The sequence below is a fragment of the Sphingomonas metalli genome, from assembly GCF_014641735.1.
In the GTDB taxonomy this organism is placed as follows: domain Bacteria; phylum Pseudomonadota; class Alphaproteobacteria; order Sphingomonadales; family Sphingomonadaceae; genus Sphingomonas; species Sphingomonas metalli.
Genome location: NZ_BMIH01000003.1, coordinates 402,896 through 419,740 on the forward strand (window position 1 = coordinate 402,896; position 16,845 = coordinate 419,740).

The 16,845-nt window shown below is 70.1% G+C and carries 16 protein-coding genes; 8 read left to right on the plus strand and 8 right to left on the minus strand.

The features are described 5' to 3' along the window. Positions 1-8: 8 nt before the first annotated feature. Both IEX18_RS12170 and IEX18_RS12175 read right to left on the minus strand, forming a co-directional pair. Positions 9-1,034: an aspartate-semialdehyde dehydrogenase gene (locus IEX18_RS12170; protein WP_188659028.1), complete on the minus strand. Its 1,026-nt coding sequence runs from the start codon at positions 1,032-1,034 to the stop codon at positions 9-11. 113 nt (positions 1,035-1,147) lie between these two features. Further along, positions 1,148-3,391 carry a S9 family peptidase gene (locus IEX18_RS12175; RefSeq protein ID WP_229664547.1) on the minus strand — a complete coding sequence of 748 codons (2,244 nt, stop codon included), beginning with the start codon at positions 3,389-3,391 and terminating at the stop codon, positions 1,148-1,150. 250 nt (positions 3,392-3,641) lie between these two features. Here IEX18_RS12175 and IEX18_RS12180 point away from each other — a divergent pair, with 250 nt between their 5' ends. From IEX18_RS12180 to IEX18_RS12195, 4 genes are read left to right on the plus strand one after another with little or no spacing between them, the layout of a single operon-like run. Then, on the plus strand, positions 3,642-4,301 hold the full coding sequence (locus IEX18_RS12180) for a DUF6975 family protein (protein ID WP_188659030.1): 660 nt from the start codon (positions 3,642-3,644) through the stop codon (positions 4,299-4,301). A 43-nt stretch (positions 4,302-4,344) separates the two neighbouring features. Then, positions 4,345-5,193 carry an AAA family ATPase gene (locus IEX18_RS12185; RefSeq protein ID WP_188659031.1) on the plus strand — a complete coding sequence of 283 codons (849 nt, stop codon included), beginning with the start codon at positions 4,345-4,347 and terminating at the stop codon, positions 5,191-5,193. 60 nt (positions 5,194-5,253) lie between these two features. Then, positions 5,254-5,829, plus strand: a complete 576-nt coding sequence (locus IEX18_RS12190; protein WP_188659032.1) for a CHAP domain-containing protein — start codon at positions 5,254-5,256, stop codon at positions 5,827-5,829. Positions 5,830-5,883: 54 nt separating this feature from the next. Beyond that, the gene (locus tag IEX18_RS12195; RefSeq protein ID WP_188659033.1) at positions 5,884-7,062 is read left to right on the plus strand and encodes a vWA domain-containing protein; all 1,179 of its coding nucleotides are present in this window, start codon (positions 5,884-5,886) and stop codon (positions 7,060-7,062) included. 4 nt (positions 7,063-7,066) lie between these two features. Here IEX18_RS12195 and IEX18_RS12200 read toward each other — a convergent pair whose 3' ends face one another. Both IEX18_RS12200 and IEX18_RS12205 read right to left on the minus strand, forming a co-directional pair. Beyond that, on the minus strand, positions 7,067-7,237 hold the full coding sequence (locus tag IEX18_RS12200) for a hypothetical protein (protein WP_188659034.1): 171 nt from the start codon (positions 7,235-7,237) through the stop codon (positions 7,067-7,069). Between the two features lie 79 nt (positions 7,238-7,316). Continuing rightward, the gene (locus IEX18_RS12205) at positions 7,317-8,402 is read right to left on the minus strand and encodes an anhydro-N-acetylmuramic acid kinase (protein WP_188659035.1); all 1,086 of its coding nucleotides are present in this window, start codon (positions 8,400-8,402) and stop codon (positions 7,317-7,319) included. Positions 8,403-8,492: 90 nt separating this feature from the next. Here IEX18_RS12205 and rimO point away from each other — a divergent pair, with 90 nt between their 5' ends. After that, a complete protein-coding gene (gene rimO / locus IEX18_RS12210; protein WP_188659036.1) occupies positions 8,493-9,833 on the plus strand; it encodes a 30S ribosomal protein S12 methylthiotransferase RimO in 1,341 nt (446 codons plus the stop codon). Between the two features lie 3 nt (positions 9,834-9,836). On the opposite strand, the gene IEX18_RS12215 is transcribed toward rimO, so the two are convergent. Continuing rightward, the gene (locus IEX18_RS12215) at positions 9,837-9,980 is read right to left on the minus strand and encodes a lmo0937 family membrane protein (RefSeq protein ID WP_188659037.1); all 144 of its coding nucleotides are present in this window, start codon (positions 9,978-9,980) and stop codon (positions 9,837-9,839) included. Positions 9,981-10,114: 134 nt separating this feature from the next. On the opposite strand from IEX18_RS12215, the gene IEX18_RS12220 reads away from it, so the two are divergent. Next, positions 10,115-11,518 carry a leucyl aminopeptidase family protein gene (locus IEX18_RS12220; protein WP_188659038.1) on the plus strand — a complete coding sequence of 468 codons (1,404 nt, stop codon included), beginning with the start codon at positions 10,115-10,117 and terminating at the stop codon, positions 11,516-11,518. On the opposite strand, the gene IEX18_RS12225 is transcribed toward IEX18_RS12220, so the two are convergent. Together IEX18_RS12225 and tpiA are read right to left on the minus strand one after the other, a co-directional pair. Beyond that, positions 11,476-11,946 carry a hypothetical protein gene (locus tag IEX18_RS12225; protein WP_188659039.1) on the minus strand — a complete coding sequence of 157 codons (471 nt, stop codon included), beginning with the start codon at positions 11,944-11,946 and terminating at the stop codon, positions 11,476-11,478. The genes IEX18_RS12220 and IEX18_RS12225 overlap by 43 nt on opposite strands. Before the next feature lie 60 nt (positions 11,947-12,006). Continuing rightward, positions 12,007-12,753 carry a triose-phosphate isomerase gene (gene tpiA, locus IEX18_RS12230; protein WP_188659040.1) on the minus strand — a complete coding sequence of 249 codons (747 nt, stop codon included), beginning with the start codon at positions 12,751-12,753 and terminating at the stop codon, positions 12,007-12,009. A 144-nt stretch (positions 12,754-12,897) separates the two neighbouring features. On the opposite strand from tpiA, the gene IEX18_RS12235 reads away from it, so the two are divergent. Together IEX18_RS12235 and trpE are read left to right on the plus strand one after the other, a co-directional pair. Continuing rightward, positions 12,898-14,847 carry a peptidyl-prolyl cis-trans isomerase gene (locus tag IEX18_RS12235; RefSeq protein WP_188659041.1) on the plus strand — a complete coding sequence of 650 codons (1,950 nt, stop codon included), beginning with the start codon at positions 12,898-12,900 and terminating at the stop codon, positions 14,845-14,847. Next, positions 14,831-16,342 (plus strand): anthranilate synthase component I, encoded by a 1,512-nt coding sequence (trpE, locus tag IEX18_RS12240; RefSeq protein ID WP_373284552.1) that lies wholly within the window; start codon positions 14,831-14,833, stop codon positions 16,340-16,342. Before IEX18_RS12235 ends, trpE begins: the two co-directional genes overlap by 17 nt. 13 nt (positions 16,343-16,355) lie before the next feature. Here the strand turns inward: trpE and IEX18_RS12245 are convergent, their stop codons facing one another. After that, complete coding sequence (locus IEX18_RS12245; protein WP_188659043.1) at positions 16,356-16,778, minus strand: hypothetical protein; 423 nt, start codon at positions 16,776-16,778, stop codon at positions 16,356-16,358. Between the last annotated feature and the right edge of the window lie 67 nt (positions 16,779-16,845).

Sequence of the window (16,845 nt, forward strand, 5' to 3'; positions counted from 1 at the left end):
ACCGGCACTCAATCCTTCTTCAGATGCCGGCGGCCGAGCAGTTCGGCGATCTGGACGGCGTTGAGCGCCGCGCCCTTGCGGAGATTGTCGCTGACGCACCAGAGCGACAGGCCGTTCTCGACCGTCGGATCCTCGCGGACGCGGCTGATATAGGTGGCGTCGTCGCCGGCCGCCTCGATCGGGGTGACGTAGCCGCCGTCCTCCTGCTTGTCGACGAGCATGATCCCCGGCGCCTCGCGCAGGATTCGGCGCGCCTCTTCGGCGGAGATCTCGTTCTCGAACTCGATGTTGAGCGCTTCCGAATGGCCGACGAACACCGGCACGCGCACGCAGGTGGCGGTCAGCCTGATCTTCGGGTCGAGGATCTTCTTGGTCTCGACCACCATCTTCCACTCCTCCTTCGTCGAGCCGTCGTCGAGGAAGCTGTCGATGTGGGGGATGACGTTGAAGGCGATCTGCTTGGTGAACTTCTTCGCCTCGGCCGGATCGCCGACGAAGATGTTGCGGCTCTGCTCGAACAGCTCGTCCATGCCGACCTTGCCGGCGCCGGAGACCGACTGATAGGTCGCAACGACGACGCGCTTGATGGTGGCGGCGTCGTGCAGCGGCTTGAGCGCGACGACCATCTGAGCGGTCGAGCAATTCGGGTTGGCGATGATGTTCTTCGCGCGATATCCGTCGATCGCCTCCGGGTTCACCTCCGGCACGATCAGCGGCACGTCCGGGTCCATGCGGTAGAGCGAGCTGTTGTCAATCACCGTGCAGCCGGCGGCGGCGAACTTGGGCGCATAGACCCTGGTCGCCTCGCTGCCGATCGCGAACAAGGCGATGTCCCAGCCGGCAGGATCGAAATGCTCGATATTCTGGACCTTCAGCTGGCGGCCCGTCTCGCCATATTCGATCAGGTCGCCCTGGCTGCGGCTGGATGCCACCACCGCCACCTCGTCGGCGGGAAACTGGCGCTCGGCGAGGATGTTGACCATCTCGCGCCCGACATTGCCCGTCGCGCCCGCGACCACCACCCTGTAACCCATCTGCCCGTCTCCGCTCTGTTCGGGGGCGGGGCCTTAACGAGATTGCGCGCCGCGGTACACCGTCTTTCTGGTTGTTGCGCGCGATAGCAGGGCTTGGCGGGCGGCGGCGCCGGTCAGGGCGCGGCCGGTGCCGCCTTCTCCCTCACGCGCCGGTCGAGAAAGTCGAGGATCGTCGTCCAGAGATGCTCGCTCACGCCGGGCCCGCCGACCCGGTGGGTCTGGCCGGGATAGAACATCATCTCGAACGGCACCGCGCCCTTCTGCATCGCCGCGGCGAAGGCGGTGGAGTTGTCGAGGAAGACGTTATCGTCCGCCATGCCGTGGATCAGGAGCAGCGGATCGCGGATCTTCGTCGCCTCGCCCAGCGCGTTCGCAGCATCATAGGCGGCCGCATCGGTGCGCGGGTCGCCCATGTAGCGCTCGGTATAATGGGTGTCGTAGAGCCGCCATTCGCTAACCGGCGCACCGGCCACCGCCGCGGCATAGACGCCGGGGTTCTTCTCCAGCATCTTGAGCGACATATAGCCGCCATAGGACCAGCCATAGGTGGCGATCCGGGCGGGATCGACGAAGGGCAGCGTCTTCAGATATTCCGCGCCGGCCAGCTGGTCGGCGACCTCCACCGTGCCCATCGCGTGATAGATCTGGTTTTCGAAGGCGCGGCCGCGGTTGGGCGAGCCGCGATTGTCGATCTGGAAGACGATCCAGCCGCGATCGACCAGCATCTGCGGCAAGGGTCCCTGCCAGCCGCGCGTCACCTGCTGCGAGCCGGGCCCGCCATAATGCTGGAAGAAGACCGGGTAGCGGCGGCCCGGCTCGAGCGGCGGGGTGATCATTTCCCAGTGCAGCACTGATCCGTCCGCCGCCTTGAGCGTGCCGAACTCGGGCGCGCGGTGGCTGGCGAGATAGGGGAAATAGGGGTGGTCCGGCCCGATCGCATTCTCGTTGATCCAGGCGATCCGCTTCCCCTCGACATCGGCGAGATAGGTCTGGCTCGGCTGGACGGGGCTCGACCGGGTGACGATCAGCCGCGTCGCAGAGCCATCCATCGTCGCGGCATTGGTATAGCCCGGCTCGGTCAGGCGGGTGATGGCGTTCGGCTTGGCGATGTCGACCGCGTAGACATGCTGTTCGAGCACATCGTCCTTGTTGGCGGTGAAGAAGATGCGGCCGCGCTTCTCGTCGACGCCGATTAGCCCGGTGACGACCCACTCGCCCTTGGTCAGCTGGGTCCACTTGCCGTTGGCGAAGCGCCAGAGCTGGCCGAAGCCCGACCGCTCGGACCGCCAGATCAGGCTGCCGTCGGCCATGACACGATAGGCATCGGACAGGTTGAGCCAGCTCTTCTCGCCGGCCTTCTCGCTGAACAGGGTCACCGCGCGGCCCGTCGCCGGGTCGACACGGAGCATGTCGAGCCGCTTCTGGTCGCGAGACTGGCGCTGGACGAGGAGTGCGGTGCCGTCCGGCGTCCAGTCGACCCGCGCGAGATAGATGTCGGGCTCCGCCCCCAGATTGACCTTCACCCCGCCGCTGCCATCGGCCTTCAGGACGTGAAGTTCGACCAGCGCGTTCGGGGTGCCCGCCGCCGGGTAGCGCTGCTCGTAGATGCGGGTGCCCGATGCGCCGATCGCGGCACGGACGGCGATCTTCACCGGCGCCTCGTCGAACCGCTCGACCGCGACGAAACGCTCGTCGGGGCTCCACCAATAGCCGGTGCGGCGATCCATCTCCTCCTGCGCCACGAACTCCGCCTCGCCCCAGTGGACGGTGCCGCCCTCGCCCTTGGTGAGCGGACGCGCCTCTCCGGCACCGGCGACCGGCTGCACGTAGAGGTTCTGGTCGCGGACGAAACTGAGCCAGGTGCCGCGCGGCGACAGCTCGGGGTTGAGCGCGCCGCCCGCGCCCTGCGTGACCTTGCGCACCGTGCCGTCGAGCGCCGCGAGATAGAGGTCCCCGTCGAGCGGCACGAGCAGGTGCCGGCCGTCGGGCGCCCAGTCATAGGCGACGATCCCGCGCGAGCCGCCGATCCGGCTGCGCTCGCGCTGCATCTTCTCCGCCTCGGAGAGTTCGGCCCCCGTCCCGACCGCCGCCGAATCGACCAGCATCCGCGCCGCGCCGCTGGCCGTGTCGATCGCCCAGAGATCGAAGCGCTCGCGATCCTCGGCCCGGCCCCGCAACAGCGTCACGAGCTTGCCGTCGGGCGAAAGGCGCACCGCGCGCGGCTGGGTGCCGGACAGGTCGGGGCTGGCGAAGACGCGGGCGATGGACAGCGTTGCGGGCTGTTCGGGCTCGACCGGCGCAGCGGGCATGGCGGGCACCTCCTGGCGGACCGGCGGCGTCTCCTGGTCAGCAGCCATCGCTGCGCCGCTGATCGAGGCCAAGGCAAGTCCAAGCAACCATGCACGCATTCCCGCAAACTCTCCGCATCGATGGGGGCGTTATCGCGGGCGGGCCCGGTCGCATCAAGCGCCGAACCGCCGCGAAGCGGCCTTCGAGCCGTAAATGCCGCGTAAACCCTGTCTTTACGCCCTTCGTATAGTCCGGGGCGCGATGGATGTCCGCCAATGACGGCCGGGGAACCATTCGAACGGCCGGGAACAGGACGACGTGGACACTGCACTCGACAGATCGCCGCCCGACGCCGCGGGCACGCTCGCCGCGCTGGTCGCGACCGAAGGCTGCCATGCGCATCCGCATGTCGCGCGGCTGCTGGGCGGCCGCGCGGCCGGTCGCGATCTGGCCGATGCCGTGCACGCGCTGTGCATTGTCCATGGTCGCCACCCCGACATGATCGAAGAGGCGAACGAGCATTGCGCCCAGCCCGACGCCTGCGGCTGGCTGACCGTTGCGAGCGGCGGGTTCGCCGGGGAGCGGGCGGCGCTGGTGCAGCTGACGGCGGCGGTCGGCCCCCTGCCCTCCACGCCGGGCCAGGCGGAAAGCGAAGCGGCCCTGGCCGGCATCCGCCATGCGCTGTCGATGCTGGCGCGTTCCGACCGGAGCGGATGCGCCACCGGCGCGGCGGCGGCGCTGGTCGCCGACTGGCATGCGGCGCGCGCGGTGATGCAGGCCGCGGCCCGCCATTGCGGGATCGAGCTGGCCGATCCGGCGCTGCCGAGCGACGGCGTGACCGGCACGGCCATGGCGATGCTGGGCGGCACGCCGCTGCTCGAACGCGCGCTGGTGTTCGGCGCGCGCCAGCTGCTCGCGCAGAACCGGGGACTGTGGGACCTGCTCGCGGCGCGTGCATCCGCCCGCGATCGCGGCTGACGGCCGGCTTGCGCCGCGGCGCCCGCTCGGCCAGACCGGCGGGATGAAGCGTTTCGAGAGCACCGACACCTATGTCGCGACCGACGACCTGCGGGTCGCGGTCAATGCCGCGGTCCGGCTGCGTCGACCGCTGCTGGTCAAGGGGGAGCCGGGCACCGGCAAGACGGTGCTGGCGCATGAGATCGCCCAGTCGCTCGGCGCGCCGCTGATCGAATGGACGGTCAAGTCGACGACGCGCGCCGCCCAGGGCCTGTACGAATATGACGCGGTGGCGCGGCTGCGCGACGGCCAGCTGGGCGATCCGCGCGTCAACGACATCGCCAACTACATCCGCCGCGGCAAGCTGTGGGAGGCGTTCGTCCACCCCACACCGCCGGTGCTGCTGATCGACGAGATCGACAAGGCCGATCTGGAGTTCCCCAACGACCTGCTCCACGAACTCGATCGCATGGAATTCCACGTCTACGAGACCGGCGAGACGGTGCGCGCCGCCGAGCGGCCGATCGTCGTCGTCACCTCGAACAACGAGAAGGATCTGCCGGACGCCTTTCTGCGCCGCTGCTTCTTCCACTATATCCGGTTTCCCGATCGCGACACGATGCGCGCGATCGTCGACGTGCATTTTCCCGGCATCCAGACGCTTCTGGTCAGCCGCGCGCTCGACATCTTCTACCAGGTACGCGAGGTGCAGGGACTGAAGAAGAAGCCGTCGACCTCCGAACTGATCGACTGGCTGAAGCTGCTGCTGCACGAGGACATGCCGCTCGACATCCTCCAGTCGCGCGATCCGGCGAAGGCGATCCCGCCGCTGCACGGCGCGCTCCTGAAGAACGAGCAGGACGTCACGCTGTTCGAGCGGCGCGCCTTCATGGCGCGGCGGGAAAGGGGTTGAGCGGCAGGCGGAAGGGTCGTTAACCCGGCGTTGACGGATGACCGTGCACCTGTACTGGCCATGCGCCTTCCCCTGCGCCCGCTCCGCTGCATCCTGCGCCTCGCGCCTGCGCTGGCGCTGATCGGCGTGCCGCAGATCGGGCGGGGAGCCTCGCTGCTCGACTATGTCGGCGAGTGCGTGCCGTTCGCCCGCGCCGTGTCCGGCATCCGGATCTTCGGCGATGCGTGGACCTGGTGGACGCAGGCGGCGGGCCACTATGCGCGCGGCCATGCGCCGAGGGTCGGATCGGTCATCGTCTTCCAGAAGACGCCGCGCCTGCCGCTCGGCCATGTCGGCGTCGTCAGCCGTGTCGTCGAGGCGCGCGTGCTGATGCTGACCCATGCCAACTGGTCGCGCCAGAACGGTGAGCGCGGCCACACCGAACAGGATGTGACGCTGGTCGACGTGTCGGCGGACAACGACTGGTCGGCGGTGAAGGTCTGGTACCGCGATGCCGAGGGACTGGGCGGCGGCGTCTACCCGGTGTCGGGCTTCATCTACGGTCCGGGCAAGGCCGCGCCCGTGCTGAGCGCCGCGCAGCCCGACTATGTGGGGGCGCTGATCGACGCCTATGCCGGAGCGGGGCCGACGCGGTAATGCCTTTCGCCGGGGGCTTGTGACGGCCCGCTTCGGCATGCAAGCGTCCGTGCCATGTTCCTCGCCTTCCTCGACGCCCTGCGTGCGGCCGGTATTCCCGCCGGGCTGAAGGAGCATCTGGTGCTGCTCGAAGCGCTGGACGCAGAGGTGATCGAGCGGACGCCCGAGGACTTCTACCATCTCGCCCGCGCCACCTATGTGAAGGACGAGGGGCTGATCGACCGGTTCGACCAGGTCTTCGCCCGCAGCTTTCGCGGCCTGATGGCGGCCGGCGACGGGCCGGAGGGCAAAATCCCGGCCGACTGGCTGCGCGCGGTGGCGGAGCGCCATCTGTCGCCCGAGGAGATGGCGGCCGTCGAGGCACTGGGATCGTGGGACGCGATCATGGAGGCCCTGCGCGAACGGCTGGCCGAGCAGCGCGAGCGGCACGAGGGCGGGTCGAAATGGATCGGCACCGGCGGCACCAGCCCCTTCGGCCATGGCGGCTACAATCCGGAGGGCGTGCAAATCGGCGGCGAGGGCCAGCATGGCCGGGCGGTGAAGGTGTGGGAGCGACGCGAGTTCCGCAACCTCAACGCGACGCGCGCGCTGGGGACGCGCAACATCAAGGTGGCGCTGCGCCGGCTGCGCCGCTTCGCGCGCGAGGGGGCGGCGGAGGAACTGGACCTCGACGCGACGATCGCCGGCACCGCGCGGCAGGGCTGGCTCGACGTGCATCTGCGGCCCGAACGACGGAATGCCGTCAAGCTGCTGCTCTTCCTCGATGTCGGCGGATCGATGGATCCGTTCGTGACGCTGTGCGAGGAACTGTTCAGCGCCGCGACCAGCGAGTTCCGGCACCTCGAATTCTTCTACTTTCACAATTGCGTCTACGAAGGCGTGTGGAAGGACAATCGCCGCCGCTTCCAGGAGCGCACGGCGACCTGGGACGTGCTCCACCGCTACGGCCACGACCACAAGCTGGTATTCGTCGGCGACGCCTCGATGAGCCCCTATGAGATCAGCCAGCCCGGCGGCTCGGTCGAGCATCTGAACGAGGAGGCGGGCGCGGTGTGGCTGCACCGGCTGGTGTCGACCTATCCCGCCGCGGCCTGGCTCAACCCGCTGCCGCCCGAGCATTGGGGCTATACCCGCTCGATCGCCATGGTGCGCGAGATCCTGGACGACCGGATGTATCCGCTGACGCTGACGGGGCTCGACGCGGCGATGCGGGAGTTGACGCGGAAGCGGTGACGGCTCAGCCGCCGAGCGCGGCGAGCTTTCGCTGGTAGCTTTCGACCAGCCGCATCCGACGCTCGCGAGCCTCCGCCGTCACGGCGCGTTCCGCCGCGGCGCGTTCCATGCTCAGCCTGCGGGCGTAGTAACGCAGATCGGATTCCAACGCGACGGCCCTCCCCGGTTCGTCCATCTCATATCAGTATCGCACCACAATCGTCAGTTTAAGGTTAACGCAACCGGCGCCGTCGGGATGCACGGCGGGCCGGGTGTCAGACGCGGTGGACGACACCGCCGATCGTCGGCGCCGGCACGCCGGTGGTACCGGGAAAGCTGATCGGCAAATTCTGCAATGTTCTCACGGCCATATAAGCAAAGCCTTCGGCCTCCATGGCATCGCCGTTCCAGCCGAGCGCATCGGCCGGCTCGGGCGTGATCCCGGTCGCTTCGGCGATCATCCGGAGCATGACCGGATTGTGCCGCCCGCCGCCCGCCACGATCAGCCGGCCCGGCCGCCGCGGCAGCTGTTGCAGCGCCAGCGCGACCGACTGCGCGGTGAAGGCGGTCAGCGTGGCGGCGCCGTCGGCGGTGTCCAGCCCGCGCACCGGCTGGACGGTGAAGTCGCTGCGATCGAGCGACTTGGGCGGCGGCGCATCGAAGAAGGGATGATCGAGCATGGCGGTGAGCACCGCCTGATCGACGCGCCCTGCCCCCGCCAGCGCTCCGCCGGCGTCGAAGCGCGCGCCGCTCGTCTCCTCGACCCAATTGTCGATCAGGCCGTTGGCCGGGCCGGTATCGAAGGCGGTGAGCGCGCCGTCCGCATCGATCAGCGTGACATTGGCGACGCCGCCGAGGTTGAGAACGGCAACCGGACGCTCGAGACCGGCGGTGAGCGCGGCATGATAGACCGGCAGCAGCGGCGCGCCCTGGCCGCCCGCCGCGACATCGGCGCTGCGGAAGTCGGAGACGGTGGTGATGCCGCAGGCGGCCGCCAGCGCGGCGCCGTCGCCGATCTGCCAGGTCCAGCCGCGATCGGGGCGATGCGCCACCGTCTGCCCGTGAAAGCCGACGACGCTGACATCGCCCGGCTTCACCCCCGCCTCGCGCATCAGCTTGAGCACCGCCATGGCATGGGTGCGTACGACCAGATCCGCGGCCTCCGCGATCGGGCGGCCCAGGCGGGGCCGGTCATAGGTGAGCGCGACGCGTGTCGCCTCCATCAGCGTCTCGCGCGCGGCGTCGGTATAGGCCTCGCCGCGAAAGGCGAGCGGGCGCACCCGCGTCTCGCCATCGGTGTCGATCAGCGCCGCATCGATCCCGTCGAGCGAGGTTCCCGACATCAACCCTATCGCCAGCATCGTCCAAGTCCCTGTATCACGACCCTTCCGAAGCACGATTGCGCGGGTGCTGGCAAATCCGGCCGTCCCGCATTATGTGCGCGCCGTCCCATGGCAACCGTTATCCCCTCTCCGCCGCGCGTCGGCATGGTCTCGCTTGGCTGTCCGAAGAACCTCGTCGACAGCGAGCGCATCCTGACCCAGCTGCGCGCCGATGGCTATCAGATGTCGCCCGATTATGCGGGCGCCGACGTGGTGCTCGTCAACACCTGCGGCTTTCTCGACAGCGCCAAGGAAGAGAGCCTGGAGGCGATCGGCGAGGCGATCGCCGAGAACGGCCGGGTGATCGTGACCGGCTGCATGGGCAAGGAAGCGGAGACGATCCGGGCGCGCTTTCCGCAGGTGCTCGCGATCACCGGGGCGCACCAGTACGAGCAGGTGGTCGAGGCGGTGCACGAGGCGGCGCCGGCGAACCTGTCCCCCTATATCGACCTGATTCCCGATGCCGGGCTGAAGCTGACGCCGCGCCACTACAGCTATCTGAAGATCTCGGAGGGCTGCAATCACCGCTGCTCCTTCTGCATCATCCCCAGCCTGCGCGGCGACCTCGTCAGCCGCCGGCCCGACGCGATCCTGCGCGAGGCGGAGAAGCTGGTCGCAGCGGGGACGCGGGAGCTGCTCGTCATCAGCCAGGACACCAGCGCCTATGGCCTCGACCTGCGCCATGCGAGCTGGCCGCTGAAGGGCGGCGGCGAGGTGCGGGCGCACATGACGGACCTGGCGCGCGAGCTGGGGCGGATCGCGCCCTGGGTGCGGCTGCACTATGTCTATCCCTACCCGCATGTCGATCAGGTCATCCCGCTGATGGCGGAGGGGCTGGTGCTGCCCTATCTCGACATACCGTTCCAGCATGCTGCGCCTGCGGTGCTGCGCCGGATGAAGCGCCCGGCCAACGACGCCAAGGTGCTGGGCCGCATCAAGGCGTGGCGCGACATCTGCCCGGATCTCGCGATCCGGTCGACCTTCGTGGTCGGCTTTCCCGGCGAGACCGAGGAGGATTTCCAGTATCTGCTCGACTGGCTGGACGAGGCGCAGCTCGACCGGGTCGGTGCCTTCCGCTTCGAACCGGTCGAGGGCGCGGCGGCCAACCTCCTGCCCGACCCCGTGCCGGAGGCGGTGAAGGAAGAGCGCTATGCGCGCATCATGGAGAAGACCGCTGCCATCTCGGCCGCGCGGCTGGCGGCGAAGGTCGGCCGGACGCTCGATGTGATCGTCGATGCCGTGGATGACGAGGGCGGCGCGACAGGGCGTTCGACGGCGGACGCACCCGAGATCGACGGCGAGGTCTTCCTACGCGACGCCGGACACCTGGCGGTGGGCGACATCGTGCCGGTCGTGATCGAGGATGCCGACGAGCACAACCTGTACGGCGCGCCCGTCGCTCCCCGCTAGGCGCTAGACCCGGCGGCCGGTGAACAGCTGGATCAGGCCGACGACCAGCGCGACGATCAGCAGGATGTGGATCAGCCCGCCCGCCACGTGCAGCGAGAAGCCTAGCAGCCACAGGATCACCAGGATGACGACGATCGTCCACAACATGCGATTTTCTCCAATTCCACGCGCGATCATGACGCGCCCTGAGCTCCCGGTACGCTAACGAACCAAGCCGTGCCGGGCTGGTTCCGCGAGGCCGTGCGATTGCATGACGGCATACCATCTGCTTCGATGACGGGATGAACCGTTTCGACGCCCTTCTGCAGCCCGATCGCGGCCAGCCCGCCCATGTCATCACCATCGTCGCGCCGGCGGGATATGAGAGCTGGCTGGGAACGCAGCCGGCGCGGATCCGCGCGATCCTGTCGGCACAGCGCTTCGCCGGCAAGGCGGGTAGCCATGCCGTCATCCCCGGCGAGGGCGAGGATTGGAGCGTGGTCGCAGCGGTCGAGGATGCGACCTCGCCCTGGGCGCTTGCCGCCCTGCCCAAGGCGCTTCCGCCAGGCAGCTATCGCGCCGAGGTGCCGGCGGCGGCAGGGCTCGGCTGGTTGCTCGGACAGTATCGCTTCGGCCGCTATCACAAGGCCGAGGATGCGGGAGACCGCGTGCTGCTGATCCGCGATCCTGCCGCGATACCGGAGCTGCTGCGGCTCGCCGGCGCGACGGCGCAGGTGCGCGATCTGGTGAATACGCCGACCCAGGATCTTGGGCCGGCGGAGCTGGAGGCGGCGGCGGAGGCACTGGCCCGGCGGCATGGCGCCGCGGTGACGGTGCGGCGCGGCGACGAGCTGGAACAGGGCTATCCGATGATCCATGCGGTCGGCCGTGCCGCGACACGCGAGCGGGCGCCGCGGCTGATCGAGCTGCGCTGGGGCGCGCCGACCGATCCGGCCGTCGCGATCATCGGCAAGGGCGTCTGCTTCGACACGGGCGGGCTCGACATCAAGCCGTCGAGCGGGATGCGGCTGATGAAGAAGGACATGGGCGGCGCGGCGCATGCGCTGGCGCTGGCCGAGCTGGTCATGGGCGCGAAGCTGCCGGTGCGCCTCCACCTGCTGATCCCGGCGGTCGAGAATGCCATTTCCGGCGACGCCTTCCGCCCCGGCGACGTGCTGCGCAGCCGCAAGGGCCTGACGGTCGAGAACACCAACACCGATGCCGAGGGACGGTTGATCCTGGGCGACGCGCTGACCCGGGCGGGCGAGGAGAAGCCCGAGCTGATCCTCGACTTCGCGACACTGACCGGGGCCGCACGGGTCGCGCTGGGCCCGGATCTGCCGCCCCTGTTCACCGACGATGCCGCGCTCGCGGCCGAGCTGCTCGCGGCCGGCGAGGCCCTGCACGATCCGCTGTGGCGGCTACCGCTGTGGGACGGCTATGACGAGATGCTCAAGTCGGACATCGCCGATCTGGTCAACGCGCCCGATGGCGGTTTCGCCGGCGCGATCACCGCCGCGCTGTTCCTGCGCCGTTTCGTGCCCGAGAAGACCGCCTGGGCGCATCTCGACGTCTTCGCCTGGCGGCCGGCCGCCAAGCCGGGCCGGTCGAAGGGCGGCGACGCCTTCGGCCTGCGCGCCGCCTGGCACGTGCTGAAGACCCGCTACGCCGCCGCGAGCGGGGTGCCCGAGCGCTCGCAGACATAGCCGGCGAGCTCCTCGCGCAGCGGCAGGCCGGCGATCGGACGGAGCGGCCCGTCATGCGCGATCGCGACCTCCGCCGAGGCGCGCGACGGGCCGACGCCGAGGACGTGGAACAGGCGCTTGCCGCAATCGACCTCGGCCCGGGCATAGGCGACGCGGCTGCCCTGCTCCTGCCGCAGGATCGCGATGATCGTACCGCCGAGCGCCTTGCGCTCGCGCAACAGGAAGTAGCGCGAGCGCGTGTCCGAGGGCGTCGGGATCAGGTCGCCCTGAAGGCGGAAGTCCCGCTCCGCCGCGTCGCGCGCCACCTCCGTATCGGCAAGGTTGCGCAGCGACACGCCGTTCCCGTTCATCCGTTCGGCCGTGTCCGACCCGGCCGAACATGCCGCCAGCATCAACCCCGTGGCCAGTGTCGTCCAGCGCGCGATCATAATGTGCTCCCGATCAATGATCGAAGCGAACGCAGAGCCAAGATGAACGATCCGTCATAATCAGCCGAGCGCAGCCGCGGCCTCGATGATCGGCACGAACTTCGCCGCGGTCAGGCTGGCGCCGCCGACCAGCGCGCCGTCGACATCCTCCATCGACAGGATCGCGCCCGCATTGTCGCCGACGACCGAGCCGCCATAGAGGATGCGCACCGTATCGGCGGCGTCGCCGATCATGTGGCGCAGCTTGGCACGCGCGATGGCGTGGATCGCAGCGATCTCGTCGGGCGTGGGGGTTCGGCCGGTGCCGATCGCCCAGCGCGGTTCGTAGGCGAGCGTGAACCAGCTGCCATCGGCATGATCGGGCACGGACTTCTCGATCTGGGCCTGGACGACGCGCTCGGCGCGGCCGGCGTCGCGCTCCGCCTCGGTCTCGCCGCAGCACAGGATCACCGACAGGCCGTTGCGGCGCGCGGCCGCCGCCTTGGCCCAGGCATCGTGGCTGGTCTCGCCCTGGTCCGCGCGCCGTTCCGAATGGCCGGCGATGGTGAAGACCGCGCCGGCCTCGCGCACCATGGCGGCGGAGACGCAGCCGGTATGCGCGCCCGAGTCCGCCTCGTGCACGTCCTCGGCCCCGATCGCGAGGCCCGGCACGCGGGCCGCGGCGGGGTGGATCAGGGTGAAGGGCACCGCGACCGCGACGTCGATGCCGGACGCGGCCGCCGCGGCGGCGGCGATCGCGTCGAGCTCGGCCAGCGCTGCGAGGGATCCGTTCATCTTCCAGTTGCCCGCCACCAGCTTGCGCCGCATCGAAGTGTCCCCTGTCCTGACCTAAGTTGGTCGGGGCGTAGAGGATGCGGCGGCCGGGGGGAAGCGCGGGCTTTGCGGCGCGAAGCTTGAAGCGCGGGCGCTCCGCCCGTAAGGCGTCGCATCCGCCAACCGCTACGGTCGTCCATGCTCAGCTTCTTTCGCCGCCTGATCAACTCGAAGTTCGGCATCGTCATCACGTTCGTCTTCCTGGGCGTGATCGCGCTCGCCTTTGCGGCGGGCGACGTGTCGAACCTGGCGGGCGGCGCCAGCGGCGGCCTGAATGGCAACGACATCGCCAAGGTCGGCAAGGAAGAGATCACGATCGCCGCGCTGCGCCAGCGCGCCGGCGACGAGGTGGCGGCGGTGCGGCGGACCAACCCGACCGCCGACATGGCGGGCTATGTCCAGTCGGGCGCGCTCGACGCGGCGCTGCAGCGGCTGATCGGTACCGCGGCGCTGGCCGAGTTCGGCCGGGCGCAGGGCATGGCCGTGAGCAAGCGGCTGGTCGACGGACAGATTGCGAGCATCCCGGGCCTTCAGGGGCCGACCGGCAAGTTTGACGAGAATCTCTATCGCCGCATCCTCGCCGAACGGAAGCTGACCGATGCCGGCATCCGCAAGGACATTGCGCTCGAGCTCCTGGCCCAGCAGCTGACCGCGCCGACCTCCGGCGCGACGCTGATCGGTGCGGAGATGGCCAAGCCCTATGCGGCGCTGCTGCTCGAGCAGCGGATGGGAGAGGCGGCCTTCATCCCGACCGCGGCGATGCCGGCGGGCGCGACGCCGGGCGACCAGGAGGTGCAGGCCTTCTACGCGCGCAACCAGGCGCGCTACCGCCTGCCGGAACGCCGCACCGTCCGCTACGCACGCGTCACGCCGGACACGGTGCGCGCCGCGGCCACCCCGACCGAAGCGGACATCGCGGCGGCCTATCAGGCGGACCGCGCCAAATATCAGGCGAGCGAGAAGCGGACGGTCTCGCAGGTGATCGTCGCCGACCGCGCCGGAGCCGACGCGATCGCGGCCAAGGTGCGCGGCGGGGCGTCGATCGCCGACGCCGCGCGCGCCGCGGGGCTCGAGGCCGCGACCTTCGCGGCGGTGGACAAGGCGGCGCTGACCAGCCAGGCGTCCGCCGCGGTCGCCGATGCGGCCTTCGCCGCGCAGCGCGGGGCGGTGCTGGGGCCGGTCCGTACGCCGCTGGGCTTCGCGGTCGCGAAGGTGGATGCGATCGAGCAGGTCGCCGGACGCAGCCTGGATCAGGTTCGCGGCGAGCTGACGGCCGCCGTCGCCAAGCGCAAGACGCTGGAGGCGCTCTCGGCGCTCCACGACAAGCTCGACGATGCGATCGGCGGCGGAGCGACCTTCGACGAGACGGTGGCGGACGCGAAGGTGGCCGCGCAAACCACCCCGGCGCTGACCGCGAACGGCCTCAATCCGGCGGCGCCGACGCAGCCCGACCCGGCCTTGCAGCCGCTCGTCGCAGCGGCTTTCGGCGCGAGCGAGGATGACGGGCCGCAGCTGGTCCAGACCGGCGAGGACGGCAGCTTCGCGATCGTCGCCGTCGGCCAGGTCACGCCGGCCGCCCCGCGCCCGCTCGCCGAGATCCGGACGCAGGTCGTCGCCGATCTCATCGCCGAGCGCCGCCGCCAGGACGCGCGCCGCGTCGCGGGGCAGGTGCTCGCCGCCGTCAACAAGGGCACGCCGCTGGCGCAGGCGCTGCGGGCGACAGGCCGCAGCCTGCCGCCGGTGCAGCAGCTCGCCGGCGCGCGCGGCGACCTGCTCCGCTCGCAGCAGCGCCCCGATCCGGCACGCCTGCTGCTGTTCAGCATGGCGCCGCGTACCGCCAAGCTGGTCGCCGCGCCCGACGGATCGGGCTGGTACGTGGTCCGCCTCGAATCGGCGACACAGGTCGATCCGTCGACCAATCCCACGCTCGCCAGCGGCGTGCGCACCGATCTCGGCCGTCTGACCGGTCAGGAGTTCGTCCAGCAGTTCGCGCGAGCCGTGCAGGCCAATGTCGGCGTCCGCACCGACGCGAAGGCGCTGGCGCGGCTCAAGGCGGAGCTGCTCGGCCAGGGTGGTTCCGATAACTGACCGGACCGCCGCCGTCGCGTCGCTGTCCGCGGGCCGGCCGGCGCTGGTCTGGCGGCAGCGGGTCGCGGATACCGACACGCCCGTCGCGGCGGCGCTCCGCCTGATCGAGCCGGGCCGCGGCGACTTCCTGCTCGAATCGGTCGAGGGCGGCGCGATCCGCGGCCGCTATTCGATCCTGGGGCTCGCCCCCGACCTCGTCTTCCGCGCGCATGGCGAGAAGGCCGCGATCAATGCGCGCTGGGCCGCCGACCGCGAGGCCTTCGCCGCCTGCGCCACGCCGACCTTGACCGCCCTGCGCGATCTGGTGGCCGCGTGCCGGATCGACGTACCGGCCGGGCTGCCCGCGGCCCTGACCTGCCTCGTCGGCTATTTCGGATACGAGACGGTCGGGCTGGTCGAACGACTGGACCAGCCCGACGCCGATCCGCTCGGCCTGCCGGACATGATGTTCGTACGGCCGACGGTGCTGCTGGTGTTCGACCGGCTCGCCGATACGCTGTTTCTGGTCGCACCGGTCTGGTCGTCCGACGCCATCGACCCGGATCAGGCGGTGGCTCGGGCCGAAGAGCGACTGGACGCGATCGAGGCGCGCCTCTCCACGGCACCCCTGCCCGCCCCGGTACGGATGGAGGCTTCGGAGCCGGCCTATACCCCCGCCATGCCGCCCGAGCGTTATGCCGCCATGGTCGACCGCGCGAAGGACTATATCGCGGCGGGTGACATCTTTCAGGTGGTGCTGGCGCAGCGCTTCACCGCCCCTTTCGCGCTGCCGCCCTTCGAACTCTATCGCTCGCTGCGCCGGATCAATCCGTCCCCCTTCCTCTATCATCTCGATTTGCCGGGCTTCTCGCTGATCGGGTCGAGCCCGGAGATCCTGGTGCGGGTGCGCGACGGCGACATCACCATCCGGCCGATCGCCGGCACCCGGCCGCGCGGCGCGACCGCCGGCGCCGACGAGGCGAACCGCGCCAGCCTGCTCGCCGATCCCAAGGAGCGCGCCGAGCATCTGATGCTGCTCGACCTCGGCCGCAACGACGCGGGTCGCGCCGCCGCGCCCGGCAGCGTCCGGGTGACCGACAGCTACACGGTCGAATTCTACAGCCACGTGATGCACATCGTCTCGAACGTCACGGCGCGGCTGGCGCCCGGCAAGGATGCGCTGGATGCGATGTTCGCAGGCTTTCCGGCGGGGACCGTCAGCGGCGCGCCCAAGGTCCGCGCCTGCCAGATCATCGCCGAACTCGAGCCGGAGCGGCGCGGTGCCTATGCCGGCGGCGTCGGCTATTTCTCGCCAGACGGCTCGCTCGATTCCTGCATCGTGCTGCGCACCGCCGTGGTGAAGGACGGGCAGATCCACGTCCAGGCCGGCGCCGGGATCGTCGCCGACTCGACGCCGGAATATGAGCAGCGCGAGTGCGAGGCGAAGGCCGGCGCGATCCTCGCCGCCGCACGCGAGGCGGTCGCCCGCGCGGGCGCGAGCGACTTCGGCCAATAGGCGCGACGCCCGATCAGGGCACCGATTCGTCGGCCCGCTTCTGCGCGCGGCGTTCCGCGGCCCATTGCTGCAGCCACATCATGCTGCACCCGGTCTGCCCGCCCGTCCCGATCGGCGAACAGGTATTGGGCAATCCGCCGGCGACCCGGCTGGTCTGGTCGATATCGGCGGCGCGGTTGACCCAGCTCTGGTTCGGCACCGCGATGGGTCCGTCGCGCCGGAACTGCTTCGGAATGCGATAGGGTTCCTCGGCCGGGCGGCAGACGACGATCTCGTCGCCTTCCGCCTTGGGGCACGCCTGCCCTGCCTCCAGCATGATGCTGCGGACCCGCTGCGGCGCGCGTCCGGCCGCGCCGTCCTCCACCTGCGCGCCGGCGGGACCGGGCAAGGTCGCGAGCAGGACGCCCGAGAGCAGGGTCAGGGACAGGATACGCATCGACTTACTCCTTGTGCGGGCAGAACGTGCCGCCCGCCTCGCGGCTCCGGGTTGCGGGAATGTTTCA

Coding starts and splice junctions, on each gene's coding strand:
- IEX18_RS12190 (WP_188659032.1), top strand. CDS start 5,254: ATGCGCCTTCCCCTGCGCCCGCTCCGCTGCATCCTGCGCCTCGCGCCT.
- tpiA (WP_188659040.1), bottom strand. CDS start 12,753: ATGCGGCGCAAGCTGGTGGCGGGCAACTGGAAGATGAACGGATCCCTC.
- IEX18_RS12205 (WP_188659035.1), bottom strand. CDS start 8,402: ATGCTGGCGATAGGGTTGATGTCGGGAACCTCGCTCGACGGGATCGAT.
- rimO (WP_188659036.1), top strand. CDS start 8,493: ATGGCAACCGTTATCCCCTCTCCGCCGCGCGTCGGCATGGTCTCGCTT.
- IEX18_RS12170 (WP_188659028.1), bottom strand. CDS start 1,034: ATGGGTTACAGGGTGGTGGTCGCGGGCGCGACGGGCAATGTCGGGCGC.
- IEX18_RS12245 (WP_188659043.1), bottom strand. CDS start 16,778: ATGCGTATCCTGTCCCTGACCCTGCTCTCGGGCGTCCTGCTCGCGACC.
- IEX18_RS12200 (WP_188659034.1), bottom strand. CDS start 7,237: ATGGACGAACCGGGGAGGGCCGTCGCGTTGGAATCCGATCTGCGTTAC.
- IEX18_RS12215 (WP_188659037.1), bottom strand. CDS start 9,980: ATGTTGTGGACGATCGTCGTCATCCTGGTGATCCTGTGGCTGCTAGGC.
- IEX18_RS12235 (WP_188659041.1), top strand. CDS start 12,898: ATGCTCAGCTTCTTTCGCCGCCTGATCAACTCGAAGTTCGGCATCGTC.
- IEX18_RS12225 (WP_188659039.1), bottom strand. CDS start 11,946: ATGATCGCGCGCTGGACGACACTGGCCACGGGGTTGATGCTGGCGGCA.
- IEX18_RS12220 (WP_188659038.1), top strand. CDS start 10,115: ATGAACCGTTTCGACGCCCTTCTGCAGCCCGATCGCGGCCAGCCCGCC.
- IEX18_RS12185 (WP_188659031.1), top strand. CDS start 4,345: ATGAAGCGTTTCGAGAGCACCGACACCTATGTCGCGACCGACGACCTG.
- IEX18_RS12195 (WP_188659033.1), top strand. CDS start 5,884: ATGTTCCTCGCCTTCCTCGACGCCCTGCGTGCGGCCGGTATTCCCGCC.
- IEX18_RS12175 (WP_229664547.1), bottom strand. CDS start 3,391: ATGGCTGCTGACCAGGAGACGCCGCCGGTCCGCCAGGAGGTGCCCGCC.